At 42.3% G+C, this 16,276-nt stretch carries 14 protein-coding genes; 2 read left to right on the top strand and 12 right to left on the bottom strand.

Annotated elements, in window-relative coordinates; translation table 11 throughout:
* Positions 1-4: 4 nt before the first annotated feature.
* The gene (locus H571_RS0107485; protein WP_027848757.1) at positions 5-1,852 is read right to left on the bottom strand and encodes a hypothetical protein; all 1,848 of its coding nucleotides are present in this window, start codon (positions 1,850-1,852) and stop codon (positions 5-7) included.
* A 97-nt stretch (positions 1,853-1,949) separates the two neighbouring features.
* Positions 1,950-4,580, bottom strand: coding sequence for a bifunctional diguanylate cyclase/phosphodiesterase (locus H571_RS15535; protein ID WP_084482744.1), 2,631 nt, complete (start codon positions 4,578-4,580; stop codon positions 1,950-1,952).
* A gap of 66 nt (positions 4,581-4,646) precedes the next feature.
* Here H571_RS15535 and H571_RS0107475 point away from each other — a divergent pair, with 66 nt between their 5' ends.
* Both H571_RS0107475 and H571_RS0107470 read left to right on the top strand, forming a co-directional pair.
* Positions 4,647-5,492: an ABC transporter substrate-binding protein gene (locus H571_RS0107475; RefSeq protein WP_084482742.1), complete on the top strand. Its 846-nt coding sequence runs from the start codon at positions 4,647-4,649 to the stop codon at positions 5,490-5,492.
* A gap of 85 nt (positions 5,493-5,577) precedes the next feature.
* Positions 5,578-6,564, top strand: a complete 987-nt coding sequence (locus H571_RS0107470; RefSeq protein ID WP_027848755.1) for a diaminopimelate dehydrogenase — start codon at positions 5,578-5,580, stop codon at positions 6,562-6,564.
* A gap of 70 nt (positions 6,565-6,634) precedes the next feature.
* On the opposite strand, the gene der is transcribed toward H571_RS0107470, so the two are convergent.
* The 10 genes from der to H571_RS0107420 form a co-directional block, all read right to left on the bottom strand.
* A complete protein-coding gene (gene der / locus H571_RS0107465) occupies positions 6,635-8,137 on the bottom strand; it encodes a ribosome biogenesis GTPase Der (protein WP_027848754.1) in 1,503 nt (500 codons plus the stop codon).
* Positions 8,138-8,142: 5 nt separating this feature from the next.
* Positions 8,143-9,321 (bottom strand): outer membrane protein assembly factor BamB, encoded by a 1,179-nt coding sequence (gene bamB, locus H571_RS14615; RefSeq protein ID WP_051168224.1) that lies wholly within the window; start codon positions 9,319-9,321, stop codon positions 8,143-8,145.
* Positions 9,321-9,965 (bottom strand): YfgM family protein, encoded by a 645-nt coding sequence (locus H571_RS0107455; RefSeq protein ID WP_027848753.1) that lies wholly within the window; start codon positions 9,963-9,965, stop codon positions 9,321-9,323. The genes bamB and H571_RS0107455 overlap by 1 nt, the downstream gene beginning before the upstream one ends.
* A gap of 55 nt (positions 9,966-10,020) precedes the next feature.
* Positions 10,021-11,307 carry a histidine--tRNA ligase gene (hisS, locus tag H571_RS0107450; RefSeq protein WP_027848752.1) on the bottom strand — a complete coding sequence of 429 codons (1,287 nt, stop codon included), beginning with the start codon at positions 11,305-11,307 and terminating at the stop codon, positions 10,021-10,023.
* A gap of 13 nt (positions 11,308-11,320) precedes the next feature.
* Positions 11,321-12,433, bottom strand: coding sequence for a flavodoxin-dependent (E)-4-hydroxy-3-methylbut-2-enyl-diphosphate synthase (gene ispG / locus H571_RS0107445; protein WP_027848751.1), 1,113 nt, complete (start codon positions 12,431-12,433; stop codon positions 11,321-11,323).
* 24 nt (positions 12,434-12,457) lie between these two features.
* The gene (locus H571_RS0107440; RefSeq protein ID WP_027848750.1) at positions 12,458-13,438 is read right to left on the bottom strand and encodes a RodZ domain-containing protein; all 981 of its coding nucleotides are present in this window, start codon (positions 13,436-13,438) and stop codon (positions 12,458-12,460) included.
* A 40-nt stretch (positions 13,439-13,478) separates the two neighbouring features.
* Entirely contained in the window at positions 13,479-14,180 is a 702-nt protein-coding gene (locus tag H571_RS14610; RefSeq protein WP_051168222.1) for a tetratricopeptide repeat protein, read from the bottom strand.
* Positions 14,181-14,193: 13 nt separating this feature from the next.
* Positions 14,194-15,363, bottom strand: coding sequence for a dual-specificity RNA methyltransferase RlmN (gene rlmN / locus H571_RS0107430; protein ID WP_051168221.1), 1,170 nt, complete (start codon positions 15,361-15,363; stop codon positions 14,194-14,196).
* Positions 15,364-15,465: 102 nt separating this feature from the next.
* On the bottom strand, positions 15,466-15,894 hold the full coding sequence (gene ndk, locus H571_RS0107425) for a nucleoside-diphosphate kinase (RefSeq protein ID WP_027848748.1): 429 nt from the start codon (positions 15,892-15,894) through the stop codon (positions 15,466-15,468).
* A 45-nt stretch (positions 15,895-15,939) separates the two neighbouring features.
* The gene (locus H571_RS0107420; protein ID WP_027848747.1) at positions 15,940-16,263 is read right to left on the bottom strand and encodes a HesB/IscA family protein; all 324 of its coding nucleotides are present in this window, start codon (positions 16,261-16,263) and stop codon (positions 15,940-15,942) included.
* Positions 16,264-16,276 lie beyond the last annotated feature (13 nt).

Genomic DNA, 16,276 nt, shown 5'->3' with positions numbered 1-16,276 from the left:
CTTGCTAAATATTCTTAGCTATCAAGTCAGCTTTTAAAAGGCCTCCTTTAGTTAACAGCTTAGCTGAGAACTTGGGGTTTCTTTTTGAATTATAAGCTTCAAATATTTTCTTTAATCCTTTTGCTTCAAGCAGAGAGATATTTACCTCGGTATCCATTTCTGCAGACTCAATAAAATCAGATGAAAAGCTAGGCGCAATAATTAAAACTTGAGTAACTCTTTTACCAATTGACTCATAGCGAGTAACGTAAGATTTTATTTGGCGTGATGTAGTTGAGTATTTCGCAAACTCACCATTTTTAAGCGTTTTTGCCTCCCCGATTATTATATCTTCATCAGTTAGTGATATAACAATGTCAGCCCTATCTTTTGCTGAGTTACTAGCTCTTCGTAAATCTTCATCTACAGTTAAACCTAACTGCTCAAGTATTACTTTTGTTGCTTCCTCAAACTTAACTCCAATTTCTGCTTCAGTTACTGCGACATCATTTTCTTTAAGCTTTATAAAATCACGTGTTGCTAGCAGCTCATAGTTCTCTATCAGCTTATCAGTAGCACCAGCAAAATTTTCAAGTATCAATAACCGTGTATTACCTCTTGGAGAAATATTTAGCTTGTCTCGAATATCTTTTATTTCATTATTATTTATTAAATAAAGAATATCATGAGGTGTAATACCTAATGATCTTAATTTTTCCACGTCAAGCTCTTGCGTTTCTTCTAACTCAAAATCTGTCTTAATAACTGAAACTAAATTAGGTAACAGCTCTTGCAGGCAATTATACATTTCTTTATAACCTGCGGCACTTAGTGAGTTAAACTCTATATCAGATGAGTTTTTTAATGTTTCTAGAATAATACTACTACGCTCATCCAAAGTAGAACCTATCCTTTCAGCCTGAATATCCAAATCTTCAATCAACTTTTTTAAACGTTCTTTTCTTTCATTAATATTGAAGTCTTGGTTATGCATTTCAACTTCTATGAGCTTTTTAACACTAAGCCCCATTTGAATAATCATCTTTATTTTCTGATCACGCTCAACACCACGGATTTTCTTTTCATGAGATTTTAAGACATTTGATAGCTCTGCATCGGAAAAGGTTCTTAAAATACGCAACAAATATTTATCGGCAACCTCTTTGTTTTGAATATTATGTAAAATGCTAACAATTTCATCAGGTATATAAACAGTTTGGTGCTTTCGACTAACAAATAAAAGGCCAATTTCACGAAGCGAGTCTAGGCAAGCCAGCACATCACTTTTATGAATTGGAGCAACAAGATGCTCAATTGCAATTTTATCATCATTGGCTATATCTAACTGGACAGCTAATACATTTAGTATTCCACGCTCATCATTACTTATCTTCGCTTCTCTTTTTAACTTCTCATCATTAAAGTAAGCTTCTTTAAAGCACTCATAGTATATTCTTAGTTTTTTATCTTGGTTTAATAAATTACTATCTGTCGCATCGGATAAAATAATAGGTTTAAGAAATTGAGCATGAGTATTTATATTTTCCCACTCTTTTTCATAAAGTGCTTCTACCCATGCAATTCGAGCAATACAGTTTCCATCCCTACTAATAATATTTATCAGCAAGTTAGCCTGTGCTCCAAGCAAAGAAAGTTCTTCTTTTATACTCAACTCTAAATAAGGTAAAACAACTTTAAATAGCTCTGTTACTTCACCACTAGAAGCATTCTTAACTTGTCCGTCAATATTTTTAATTTTTTTACTAATTTCGTTATCTCTTCCAGCTGCTTCTGAACATACCTTATCTAAAAAATTTAGGAATTTAGATTTTTCTATTTGATTGACAGTTGAAAGAACATTTTTAAGCTTCATAGTAGCTTCCTTTTCCTATGTTATTATATTTTTAAAACACTGCGTCACTCTAGCATAACTTTTCAGCACTTTTCGTTCTAAACGCTACTGCTAAAACTTATGCTTCAAGAAACTGCTCAAAACCTTCTACCGTTAAGGGTTTAGAGAAGTGGTAACCCTGAATATAGTCGCAATCCAGTGCTTTAAGGAAAGCTAGTTGTTCTTGGCTATCAACACCTTCTGCGACGGTTTCAAGTTTTAAGCTATGTGCCAAGGCAATAGTGGCGCGAATAATGTGTTCGTCTGAATCTTTCTCACCTATACCAATAATAAAGCTACGATCTATCTTTAAGTGGTCGGCATCTATTGCTTTTAAGTAGCTCATTGAAGAATAGCCAGTTCCGAAATCATCAATAGATAAAGCAATACCTGCTTTTTTCAGCTGTTTTAGGTTATCCATCACCCTTTCAGAATCCGTCATTAAGGTGGTTTCTGTTATTTCTACACACAGCTGTTCTGCAGGTATAGCATAGTCTTTCATCAAGCCCAGCATCCGTTCGGCTAGCGTGTCTCTAGCTAATTGCACCGCAGAAATATTCATGGAAATTTTGCCAAACTGAATGCCTCGCCTATTCCATTCAACCATTTGCTGAAATAGATTTTTCATTAGCCAAGCACCAATTTCTAAAATTTGGCCTGTTTCTTCTGCAAGCGTTATAAATTCAAAAGGAGAAACCCACTCACCTTCAGCCACTTCCCAGCGCATTAGGGCTTCTGCACCATAAATAGCATTGGTTGCTGTATTAATCTGAGGCTGGTAACGCAGGCTAAAAGCCGATTCAGACTTAATGGCTACTTCTAACTGCTGCTGTAGGTAAACCCGTCTTTTAATGAGTGCATCCATAGCTTCATCAAAAAAGCGATAGGTGTTTTTACCTGCATGTTTGGCTCGGTACATAGCCATATCTGCTTGGCGTAGCATTTTTGATGCATCCGATGTTTGAGTAGCGCCAGTGGCCACACCTACACTACAGGTAATATTAAAAATACTATCACCATAATGAAATGGCTTGGCGACTACTCTAACCACTTTACTGGCAAAGCTGTTTAGCTGCCTTTGGCTAGTTACATTTTTTACTAGTATTGCAAACTCGTCGCCACCCAAACGGGCTAGCAGGTGGTTTTCGCTCATTAAGCTTTGTAAATTCGATGTGGTGTGAATTAAAAGCGCATCACCTGCCTCATGCCCTTGGGTGTCATTAATGTCTTTAAAGCGATCTAAATCGATAAACAAAACGGCTATTTCTGTTTGCTGTTCTGAATAGATAAATATTTGGTTTAGATGCCTTTCAAAATAACGCCGATTAGGTAAATCAGTTAAGGAATCATGGTCTGCTAGGTAGAGTGCTTTTTGTTCTGCATATTTACGTGCCGTTACGTCTTCGTGCACTGCAATAAAGTGCTCTATATTGTTTTTTGCATCTAAAATAGGCGTAATGGTTTGGTCAACCACCATAGTATGGCCGGTTTTATGCCGATTGATCAGCTCACCTCGCCAGCTTTTGCCCGCTAAAATGGTTTCCCATAATTCTTTAAAAAAGGCTTTTGACTGAAAACCTGAGTTAAGTATTCTTGGGTTTTTTCCGTTTACTTCTTCAAAGGTATAGCCTGTTAATTCGGTAAATGCCTTATTTGTCCAATGAATATCACCTTTCCTATTTGTTATTACTATGGCGTTGGCGGCACTTCTAATGGCTGTACTTAAAAGCTGAATATCACCCCTAGCCCGCCAGCGTTTTTCTTGAATAACTGCAATTACTAGCGCAACACCTAGGGTAAACAAGGAGATAACCATTAAAAATAAGCGCATCATTTTTTCATCATGGCGCCAAGAGGCAAGTGCCAGCTCTTCGTTAGAAACCAATACTAAAATTAAAGGCAGCAAAGAGGTGGACCGGTAGCTAACCAGGTAGTTAACTTCTTCAATGGAGGTTCTATACTGCCCCCAACTTTTTTCTTTTAGTTGTTGTAAAACCGTATCTATTTTTGGTTCAAGACTGCTTGCTAGCAACAACCCTTCACCATCGTAGCGATACAAATGAATGTGCGCAGCAAAGGTGTCTGTAATAGATGAAAAAAGGTTGTAAAAATACTGGGGGTTTATTGAAGCCACCAGCACGTTAATTAGTTGCTGGTTAGCATCACGCACTGGCACACAAAAGGGAATGTAGCGGTGGGTAGATGTTTCTGCATAAGGGTCGTTGGGGTAACGGCCTTTTTGGGGCGACTCAATAACAAAGTCTAGCAAGGGTTCACTTTTTAAAGTATCAAAGCAAGAATAACTGGCAATACTGCCCTTACTTTTAGTTACGGAAGCTATAACTAAGCCTTGCGTATCAAGCAGGTCAATGGCTCTTAGTTGGGGAGAAATGCGTAGTTGTTCAGCTAGCAGGCTTTCAGTAGCTAGAGTTGAGCTAAGTTGGGGCAAGCTTTCAGCCAGGGTTTGCATAGAACTATTCACCGACTGAAAGGAGCGAACAACTGTGTCTTCTAGTGCATGTAATAAAACAGCATTGCTTGTATCCTGCTCTGCAAGGCTTCTCGCAACACCTTGTTGTGCTGTATGTTGCAGTACTAACCAAAAGCAAAACAAAATAATAAATGCTGTAAGGAAAACCCACTTTTGACGAAAAGCAGCATTTTTTATTAATAAAAAAATATTAGGTAGCACTGGTATAATCAATTCCATATCAAGACACAAAAAACATCTGACCGTTATATTAACATCTAATACGGCTACACGTAGAGGTATTCTATGCAACAGCAGCTTCAGCTCAATTACCCTGTAAAAAAACTAAAAAAAACGCTGTTACTTAGCTTGGTATTAATATTTTTAACCAGCTTTATTTTTCAGTCGGCGGCCTTTGCCTTATCTGAAAGAGAACAAAAAATTAAAGAGGCTGGAAAGTTACGTGTTTGCATCTGGCCTGACTATTTTTCTATTTCTTATAAAAATAGAAAAACAGGGCAGTTAGAAGGCATCGACATAGGCTTGTCTAAAGAGTTTGCTAAAGACCTAGGTGTAGAGCTGGAATACGTTACCACCCACTTTGGAATTTTTATGAATGATATTCAAGCTGATCGTTGCGATATTGCGATGTTTGGCGTGGGTGTTACCGAAGCTCGCGCCCCTTACATTGACTACAGCGAACCCTACCTAAGTAGCGGCATCTATGGCGTTGCAAGCAAAGGTAACCCACTGCTTGATAGCTGGGAAGCCATGGACCAAGAGGGCGTAATCGTTGCGGTTCAAAAAGGCACTTATATGGAAGGTGTAATGCGTAACACGCTAAAAAATGCTGAGCTTATGGCAGTGGTTAAAAGTAGCCAGCGAGAAATAGAAGTACGCTCTGGGCGTGCCGATGTGTTTATTGCCGACTACCCCTACGGTCAAAAAATACTGCAAGTTTACGACTGGGCAAAGCTATTAACACCTAAAGAAGCCACCACACATATTCAGTATGCCTACGCCATTAAAAAAGAGCAGCCTGAATGGCTAGAAAGAGTAAATACCTTTGTAAGCGCTATCAAAAGCGATGGCCGCTTAGAAAAACATGCCAGAGAAAATGGCTTGCTGCCTATAGCGCTCATTAAGCCTTAAAGAATTAGCGCATTTACTGTTAAACTATTTTATGTGAGTCATCACTTTTAGCACTAACTCGTTTTAATCAGTAAGGAAAATCTTTATGTCGAATAAAATTAAGGTGGCAATTGCCGGTTACGGTAATTTGGGGCGTGGTGTTGAATCAGCACTAGCGCAAAACCCAGACATGCAGCTAGTCGGTGTTTTTAGCCGCCGAGATCCTGTGACTGTTGAGCTTCTCAATAAAAATGTGCCTGTTTATGCCATGGCTGATGTTGAGCAGTTCCAAGATCAGGTTGACGTAATGATTCTATGTGGTGGCTCTCGCTCTGATTTACCCGAGCAAGGTCCTTATTTAGCCCAGTTCTTTAATACCGTTGATAGCTTTGACACTCACGCCAAGGTGAATGAACATTTTGATGCTTTAGATGCACCCGCTAAAAAAGCAGGCAAGGTTGCCCTGCTTTCAGTCGGCTGGGATCCAGGTCTTTTTTCCCTAAACCGCATGTTTGGTGAAACCATTTTATCTGAAGGTGAAACCTATACCTTTTGGGGCAAGGGTTTAAGCCAAGGGCATTCTGATGCAGTGCGCCGTGTAGCTGGTGTTAAGTTGGGTGTGCAATATACCCTGCCCTCTGAAGATGCCATAGCACGGGTTCGTGCGGGCGAACAACCTGAACTAACCACCCGTGAAAAGCATGTACGCCAGTGTTTTATTGTTTTAGATGAAGGGGCTGATGCCGAGCAAGTGCGAACCAGCATAGTGACCATGCCCGATTATTTTGCTGACTATGACACTGAAGTAAACTTTATTGATCAAGCAACGTTTGAAAAAGACCATAGCAGTATGCCGCATGGTGGTTTTGTTATTCGTAGTGGTGTTACTGGTACTGGCAATAAGCAAACCATTGAGTATTCTTTAGCCTTGGGCAGCAACCCAGAATTTACTGCAAGTGTACTAGTGGCTTACGCTAGGGCTGTGCATAAGTTAGCAGGCCTTGGAGAAGTGGGCGCAAAAACTGTTTTTGATGTACCGCCCGGTCTGCTTTCACCTAAAGACCCAGCACAACTGCGTTTAGACTTGCTATAAGTTTAAGCTGCTACAAAAAAAGCCGATAAACACTAAACAGTTATCGGCTTTTTTTATTAGCTAAGGCTGGCTATTTACGCCTACGTTTACGATCAGTACGCGCTTCTTTAGTCATTTTTAGCTGCCTAGCTTTAGACGCTTCACGGCTATCTAGCTTTTCTGTAGCAAAGGGGTTTTCACCACTGCGAAATTCAAACCTAAGCGGTGTACCCGTTACTTTTAATACCTTGCGAAAGGTATTCATTAGGTAGCGTTTATAACTGGTTGTTAAGGCCGCCGTTTGATTACCGTGGACCACGATAATGGGCGGATTCAAGCCGCCTTGGTGGGCATAGCGCAATTTAATGCGACGACCATTCACCATAGGTGGTTGATGCTCACTTACAACGTCTTGTAACAGGGTAGTTAAGCGATTAGTGGACCAGTGGCTAGTTGCAGATTTATAGGCTTTTTCAACCGAACGGAAAAGCTCACCAACACCCGTACCATGCAGGGCAGAAATATAATGCACATCTGCATAGTCTACAAATTCTAAACGGCGGTCGATGTCTTTTTTAATTTGATCACGGCTTTCTTGGTCTAGGTTATCCCACTTATTAACAGCAATAACTAAAGCTCGACCTGATTCCAATACAAAGCTAAGTAGGTGAAGGTCTTGCTCTACTAAACCTGTTTGGCCGTCAATCACCACAACAGCCACATTGCATTCTTTAATGGCTTGCAGGGTTTTTACGATAGAGAATTTTTCAGCAATTTCGGTTACATTTTTACGGCGTCTAATACCCGCAGTATCAACCAGGGTGTAAGGCTTACCTTTACGTTCAAACGGAATGGTAATGGCATCACGCGTTGTGCCGGGCAAGTCAAAAACAATAACGCGCTCTTCACCTAAAATTCGGTTAACTAAAGTTGATTTACCCACATTAGGGCGACCAATAATGCCAAACTTTAACTGACGGTCGGCATGTTCTTTAGCTTCTTGTTCTAGTGCTTCGTCTTGTTCTTCAGCTGTTGGCTCGTCTAAATTCACTTCGCCCCAAACGGGTTCTTTTGGCCCTAAGTCTACTTCTGTCATAGGTCCAAGCAAATCATCTAACAAACCAGTAATCATGGTACTAACACCACGATTATGAACCGCTGCAATCATAAAGGGTTCGGTATTCATACCCAGTGCATAAAATTCGGCACTATGGCTATAAGCATCTAAACCATCAGTTTTATTAACCACTAGGTAGGCTTGTTTATTATGCTCACGCAGGTATTTGGCAATCATTTCATCGGCTGCGGTCATGCCAGAACGTGCATCAACAATAAATAAAACTAGGTCTGCTTCATCTATCGCAAGCAGAGAGTGGCGTGCCATTTCAGCATCTATGCCTTCTTCATCACCACTTATACCACCGGTATCTATCACTATATAAGGGCGACCGCCTACCTTACCTTCACCATACTGGCGATCTCGGGTAAGACCGGGAAAGTCTGCAACCAGTGCATCTCGGCTACGCGTTAAACGATTAAAAAGGGTAGATTTGCCGACATTGGGTCGGCCAACTAAAGCAATTACAGGAGTCATGGTGTTTATTTCTTAAGGGTGAAAAGCCCAAGGCGGCCGCGTATGGAGTGAACCAGTAGGCGGTTATTATTCACTATTGGCAGGGCGCGAATACCGTCTAGATCAAATCCCTTGCGGCCTGTTACTTCGCCTGTGTTTGAATCAAGCAGGTGTAGATAACCCTGATAGTCGGCAACAACAAGACTATTTTCTAGAAGAACGGGTTCGGTTAAATCGCGGCCATAAAGGGCATCTTGAGTCCAAAGGCTGCTACCAGTGAATAAGTCTAGGGCATGAATGCGGCTAGCTTCATCAACAACAATAACCTGATTGTTGATTATAAGTGGTGCATGAAAACTAGAAAGGTCACGGCTCCAACGACTACGCCCTGTAAAAGGATCTAACGCATGGGTTTGGCCTTGGTAGCTATTAACAATTAGCATACCCTGAGCTTCTTTAGCCTGCCCACGAACATCGACCAAACGTTCAATATCGGTTCTACCTGTAGGCTGGGCTATGCGGCTTTCCCAGCGCACTTGTCCGCTGGCATTATCTAGAGCAACTAATTTACCGTTAGCAAAGCCAGTAAAGCTTTGTAGGCTAGTTAAGGTAGGTGTTGAAGTGCCACGCAGGGTAAGTGATGGCATTGAACTGGCGTAGGTCCATAACTGACGACCTGTTGTTGCATCTATAGCCGTTAAATGGCCATCGGCAGCAAGCACAACCAATAGGTTGCCATCTACCTGAGGCGGTGTTAAAGCTTCGCTAGGTAGTTTAATGCGCCAGTTGGTATCACCTGTACGTGTATTAATGGCTAGTAGCTCGCCATTTTGGGTAGCTAGGTACAAACTACCTTTCGCAAGGGTTAAGCCAGCACTAACGCCATGATCTAATTGCTGTGACCAGATCAAATCTGATTTAAAAAAACCACTAATAGAAAGATCAAAAGCTTGTACTAAACCTTGGGCATCAGCAGCAACAAGTAAGTCACCATCTAGTGCAGGCATTAGTTGATAACCGCGCCAGCGTTCGCCATAACCTGAGTGATCTTGCCATTCGCTAACCAGTTGGTGTTTACCGTTAGTTTTAGGCAGGTCTGCTGGCGGGTATTGTGGTTCTGGTAAGCTGCTGCAACCAGCCAAGAGTAAAACTAGGCCAGCAATAGCCCCTTTAATTAGGCCTCTATTTAAAAGGGCTTTAGGCATTAAGCGTCACCGTTAGCTGCAAGCGTGTCTAACTTCATTTCAACTAGAGGCGTTGAATCGCCAGTTGCACGGCTGGCATCGAGTGCACGTTGGTAGGCTTCTCTTGCTTGAAGTGCATCGCCTTTGCTCATTAGCAAATCACCACGCAAGGATTGAAAATCGGCCGTAAAACCACCCGCATCAGCAACATCGAGTAGTGTTAAAGCTTCTTCCACTTTTTCTTGCGAGTTTAAAATGCGTGCTAAACGTAAACGCACAACCAGTTCTATTGCATCAATTTTGGTGGTATCCAAAGCACCACGTAAATGCGCTTGGGCTTCGTCTAGCGCATCACGCTCTACCGCTAAACGTGCGGCAAATAAACGTGCGTAATCTGAATAAACACTACCTTCAAACTCACCAATTAAACGGTTAATCAAAGCTTCAGCTTGTTCTTGACGCGCATCACCTGTGCCGTTCATTACAACCTGGTTTAATTCTGTATAAAGTTGTGAGGCGCTTTCCGCTTGGCTTAGCTGGTAGCCTTCCCAACCCTTCCAACCACCAACACCTGCTACAGCAACTACAGCGCCGATAATCATCGACTTACCGTTTTTGCTCCACCACTCCTTCAGGGATTCCAGTTGTTCTTCTTCGCTATGCATAAACAAGCCTATTAGATGGTTTTTATCTGCAAAATGTGGGCTATCTTAACTTAGCTCAGCGGCTTTGCAAATACTGGTGTAAAAATCCGGCCAAATCGCTTAGTGTCACTTCACTTTGCTCTTGGTCTTCTCTTAGGTATTTAACGCTAGCTACACCTTGGGCAATTTCATTTTCGCCCAATAAAATAGCCAGCTGTGCGCCTGATTTATCAGCACGTTTAATTTGTTGCTTAAACCCACCACCACCGCAGTGAGTTAAAATTCTTAAACTAGGCTGCTCGCTACGTAAACGCTCTGCCAATAGTAGAGCATAAGCCGCTGCGCCTTCGCCTGAAGCTGCCAAATAGATATCGAGTTGTTGGCTTATTTCTGCTGGAAAAACCTCAAGTGTTTCTAGCAAAAGAATTAAGCGCTCAATACCCATAGCAAAACCAACGGCTGGTGTTGCCTTGCCGCCTAGCTGTTCTACGAGTGCGTCATAACGTCCACCTGCACAAACCGTGCCTTGTGAGCCAAGTGCTGTGGTTGTCCATTCAAATACCGTTTTGCTGTAGTAATCTAGGCCACGTACCAACAAGGGGTTAAGTTTATAAGTAACGCCTGCGGCATCTAAAAACTGGCAAAGACCGGCAAAATGCTGCCGACTTTCGTCATCTAGGTAGGCATCAAATGAAGGGGCATTTTCTAGAATTTTTTGGGTAGTGGCCGATTTTGAATCTAAAATTCTAAGCGGATTAGTGGTTAAACGGCGCTGACTGTCTTCGTCTAGCTCGCTGTAAAACCCTTCCAAGTAAGCCGTGAGCGCTTGGCGATAATTGGCACGCGCTTCAGCACTACCTAGGGTATTTAGCTCTAGGGTTAGGTGTTCCAAAATACCCAGCTCGCGCCATAAGCGTACCGTTAATAGAATTAGCTCTGCGTCTATATCTGGGCCATTCAAACCAAAGGTTTCTACACCTATTTGATGAAACTGGCGATAGCGGCCTTTTTGTGGGCGCTCATGGCGAAACATAGGGCCTTGATACCAAAGGCGCTGTTGTTGGTTATAAAGTAGGCCGTGCTCTTCTGCAGCACGTACACAACCAGCCGTACCTTCGGGGCGAAGGGTTAGGCTGTCACCGTTGCGGTCGTCAAAGGTGTACATTTCTTTTTCGACTATATCGGTCACTTCACCTATGGAGCGTTTAAACAGTGCCGTTTGCTCTACAATAGGCATACGAATTTCTTGATAGCCATAGCGGGCTAAAAGGCTGCTTACGGTTTTTTCTAAATACTGCCAGCGCGGACTTGCTTCTGGAAGCAGGTCGTTCATACCACGAATTGCTTGTATCTTTTTTGCCACGAAATAAATCCTATTAACTGCGTGCTAAGAGTTGGTCTAAGGTTGCTTGTTTTGCTGCCGCTTTTTCACGAATCATGGCTTCTAACTGATCAACCAAATTATCGCTGGTGAGTTTGCTGGCTGGCTTACCATCAATATAAATAAGGTGTTGTGGCTCGCCCCCAGTTAAACCTAAGTCGGCTTCACGCGCTTCACCTGGGCCATTCACCACACAACCAATAATTGCAACATCTAGGGGGGTTAATAAGTCTTCTACCCTAGTTTCTAGTTGGTTCATGGTGGCAACCACATCAAAATTTTGTCTAGAACAGCTAGGGCAAGCAATAAAATTAACCCCCTTGCTGCGTAGGCGTAGGCTTTTTAGTAGATCAAAACCCACCTTCACTTCTTCTACTGGGTCTGCTGCCAAAGAAATACGCAAGGTATCGCCTAGGCCTTCCATCAACAAAATACCCAACCCAACAGAAGACTTCACTGTTCCTGAGCGTAAACCGCCTGCTTCTGTAATACCCAAGTGCAGGGGTTGTTCAATTTGTTTTGCTAACTGGCGGTAGGCTTCAACTGCCATAAACACATCTGAAGCCTTTACGCTGACTTTGTATTCTTGAAAATCTAAACGGTCTAAGTAATCGACATGCCGCAGGGCTGATTCAACCAAGGCTGCGGGGGTGGGTTCGCCATATTTTTTCTGTAGGTCTTTTTCTAACGAGCCAGCATTCACACCTATGCGTATAGAAATGCCCTTGTCACGCGCTGCTGCAACCACTTCTCTTACGCGGTCTTCTCGCCCAATATTGCCCGGGTTAATACGTAAACAATCAACGCCCAGTTCGGCAGTACGCAAAGCGATTTTATAATCGAAATGAATATCTGCAATCAGTGGTGTTTTAACTAGCTTACGTATTTGCCCAAAAGCTTCTGCCGCTTCCATACTTGGTACAGAAACACGAACAAGATCAACACCGGCTTGTTCCATTTTTTGTATTTGCGAAACCGTGGCAGCAACATCGCAGGTTTCTGTATTGGTCATGCTTTGCACACTAATAGGGGCATCACCACCTACAAGTACAGAGCCAACGTTTATTTGACGGGATTTACGGCGTTTAATTGCGGAGACATGCTGCATGGTAGGTATTAAAACTCTTAGGAATTATTCAACTCGGATTGAAGCATAGCCATTAGGACGAATGCGTGATGAAAAATCAAATGCTTCACCTTGGTAAAATACCTTCGCCGCTTCGCCAAAACCAAAGACCATGCGGAAGGGTGGCTCACCTTCTAATAGCACTTTATCGCCAGACTGCATTAGTGCGGCATGTAAAATACTACCGCTATCGTCTCTTACTTCTACCCAGCACTCACCGTCAAAACTTAATGCCACCAACTTATTGTTACCTAGGGTGGCAAGGGCAGGGTCACCTTCAATAACTTTCGCTTCTGCTACGGCTTTTAAAGGGGCTGCTGGTTTAGGTTCTTCAATTTTAGGTTTTGCAACAACGGCAGGCTTAACCTGCGGTTGCTCTTCTACTGGCGGGGTGTTTTCTACTAAAGGCTGTTCTTCTACTGGCGCTTCAGCTTCTTGTTTATCTGGCGTTGGTGCAACAACAACTTCCTCTACACTTACTGGTCCAACTATGGTGTTGCCATCCAGCGTATCTACTTGCACATCTTGGCTGCCCACACTAGGCATAGGCTCTGCCGTACGGCTTTGCCACCAAATAATAATAACGGTAATTAACGCTACAACTATAAGCAGGGTAAAAAGCTTAAAAACCAGACTATTGGTATTTTTTTCTGGTTTCATTACTTCAACGGTCTGCTGGGTTTCTTGGGCAACTAGCTCTGGGTGATGCATAGCAAAACAATGCATTACTTCATCTGCATCTATACCAAGAAAGCGGGCGTAGGCCCTTAAGTAACCCTTAATAAAAGTTACGCTGTGCAGGGGGGCAAAGTCTTCATTTTCTAGGGCAGGCACATAAATAGGCAGGAAGTTAAGCTTTTTGGCTACTTCAATTTGCGATAAGCCTTTTGCTTCGCGTGCCTTTTTTAGTAGTTCACCTGGGCGGCTACAGTCAATTTCAACAGGTGTTTCTACTGGCTGCTGATCTTCGGCTTGTTGTTCTGTCATAGTCTGTGGAATCCTCGTTACCAGGATCTTCCTGTTTTTTTTAATTAGTGCTGTTTAGCAGGCTATTAATATAGCGTGCTTCTTTTTGATTACCGGTATGTTGTACCACAATCAACGCTTGTTTAAGTGTTGTCTCATCATTTATTTGTGCATCTCGCAAAGCCAACCAGTGCTGTTCTGCTTGCTGCCACGCTTGCTGCTTACTAAATAACTCTAGTAATGCACGATGGGGTGGAATAAATGTTGAATCTAAAACCAAGGCTTGTTGAAAATAACCTAAGGCTTTGTCTGTTTGCTCTAGCTTTATTGATACATAGCCTAGATTAGTAAAAACCAACCTTCTATCGGCATAATAAATATCTTTACTGGCTATTTCTAGCTGCTTACGTGCTTCATCATAGCGGCTCTGCTTGAATAAAAAAGCTGCGTAATTGTTTCTAACGTCCGTTTCATTACCTTTAGTTTGTAACGCTTTTTTAAAATACCTTTCAGATAAATCAAATTCACCCTGTTGCTGTAAAGCTAGCGCAGTACCGTGTAAAGCTTCTGAATAAGAAGGACGAGCCTTCAAAGCTTTTTTAAAATTGATTAACCCTCTGTTGATCTGACCTTGGTTTAAATAACCCATCCCTAAATTAGTGTAAGCCTCTGCTTGCTGATCTAGGTCTACTTTTTCCCAAGGTGCTTGAGCCGCACAACCTGATACTAGTATAAATAATAGTGCTATTGCAAAGCGCTGCATCACTTCAAGCCTTTTAAACTGTTGGGTGTTGCTCAGGGTCAACTTGATGAACTTGAATCAGTGCTTGTTCAGCATAGCGGGCGCTACGTCTTGTTTTATCTTGCACTCGCCCAACTAACTGACCACAAGCTGCATCTATATCATCACCCCTTGTTGTGCGTATGGGTGCTGAATAGCCATGCTCGTGCAAACAGGCTTGAAAACGCATTACCTGATTTCTTGATGGGCGCTGATAATCTGAACCAGGAAAAGGGTTAAAAGGTATCAGGTTTATCTTACAGGGCAGCTGTTTAAGTAACGCAGCCAGTTTTGTAGCATGTTCTAACTGATCATTCACACCGGCAATTAGGGTGTATTCAATCGTAATATCGCGTGAGTCACCGCATTTTTTTAAATAACGATTACAAGCATCTAAAAGCTGTTGTATAGGGTATTTGCGGTTAATAGGAACTAGCTCATTACGCAGCGCATCGGTGGGCGCATGAAGCGAAATAGCTAAAGATACATCAACTTCATCACCTAACTGATCTATTTGCGGCACTAGGCCAGAAGTAGAAAGCGTTACACGCCGCTTAGATAAACCGTAGCCGTTGTCGTCTAACATAATTTTCATGGCATCAACGGCTGGGCGATAGTTCATTAAAGGTTCGCCCATACCCATCATCACCACATTGGTGACAGGGCGGTTTTTAGTGTCTTTACGTGGGCCAAAAGACTTTTGTGCCACCCAAACCTGACCAATAATCTCTGCTGGGGTTAGGTTACGCTGAAAACCTTGCTTGCCCGTTGAACAAAAAGAGCAATCTAACGAACAACCCACTTGTGAAGAAACACAAAGGGTACGGCGGTTTTCTCCCACAGGAATAAGTACAGCTTCAACATGGCTGCCAGTGCCTACTTCTAACACCCATTTGCGGGTACCATCGGTAGAAATATCTTCTAAAACAACTTTGGGAGGTCGAATTTCTGCACAGGCTAACAGCTTTTCTCTTAAGCTTTTGCTTAGGTCGGTCATCTGTTCAAAACTATCAGCGCCACGGTGGTGCATCCACTTCATTATTTGTGCAGCACGAAATTTCTTTTCGCCAAGGCCTTCAACAAAAAAAGCCTCTAGCTCGGGTAGTGTTTTACCCAGCAGGTTTACTTTTTCTGTTACGGGTTGCGCTGCATTATTCGATGCCATGAGGAATGACCTGTCGCTGACTGTTAAAATTAAATCGCTTAAAGCATCAAAGGGCAGACTTTAAGTCTACCCTTTGCTTAGCACTGGTTTAAAACCTAGCAATTAACCGCGTGGGCAAATTTCGCTGGTTTCAAAAAAGTAAGCAATTTCGCGTGCTGCCGATTCTGCTGAATCTGAACCGTGTACAGCGTTAGCATCTATAGAGCTAGCGAAGTCTGCACGAATAGTACCGGCATCGGCTTCTTTAGGGTTGGTAGCACCCATTAGTTCACGGTTTTTTAGAATAGCGTTTTCGCCTTCTAATACTTGCACAACCACAGGGCCTGAAGTCATAAAACCAACCAGGTCTTTATAGAAAGGACGCTCTTTATGTTCTGCATAAAAACCGCCAGCTTTTGCATCATCTAGCTGTAGCATTTTGGCAGCAACAATTTTTAAACCAGCTTTTTCAAAACGCGCCATAATTTCACCGATAACGTTTTTACCAACAGCATCGGGCTTAATAATAGATAGCGTACGTTCAACAGCCATGTAATTCTCCAGTCATATTAAAAGAACAAAATTGAGTTTGCAGGATTATACGCTGAAGCTTTCGCCACAACCACATTCGTCTTTAACCAAGGGGTTATTAAACTTAAAATAGCTGTTTACCCCCTCTTTAACGTAATCCACTTCTGTACCATCAAGTATAGGTAAGTTTTCTTTATCAACAATGACTTTTACGCCATGGTTTTCAAAAACAGCATCGTTGGCCTCAACCTTGTCAGCAAAATCTAAAACGTAGGCATAACCAGAGCAACCACTAGGTTTAACCTTAACTCTTAGCCCTTCGCCTTCGCCACGTTCTTTTAGGCAGTGGGTAATATGCTCGGCTGCTGCTGATGTAATGGATATCGACATTTTGACCTCCAGA

The sequence above is a fragment of the Marinospirillum minutulum DSM 6287 genome (genome assembly GCF_000422325.1).
Lineage (GTDB): Bacteria > Pseudomonadota > Gammaproteobacteria > Pseudomonadales > Halomonadaceae > Marinospirillum > Marinospirillum minutulum.
This window is presented reverse-complemented; position numbering and strand designations above follow the sequence as displayed.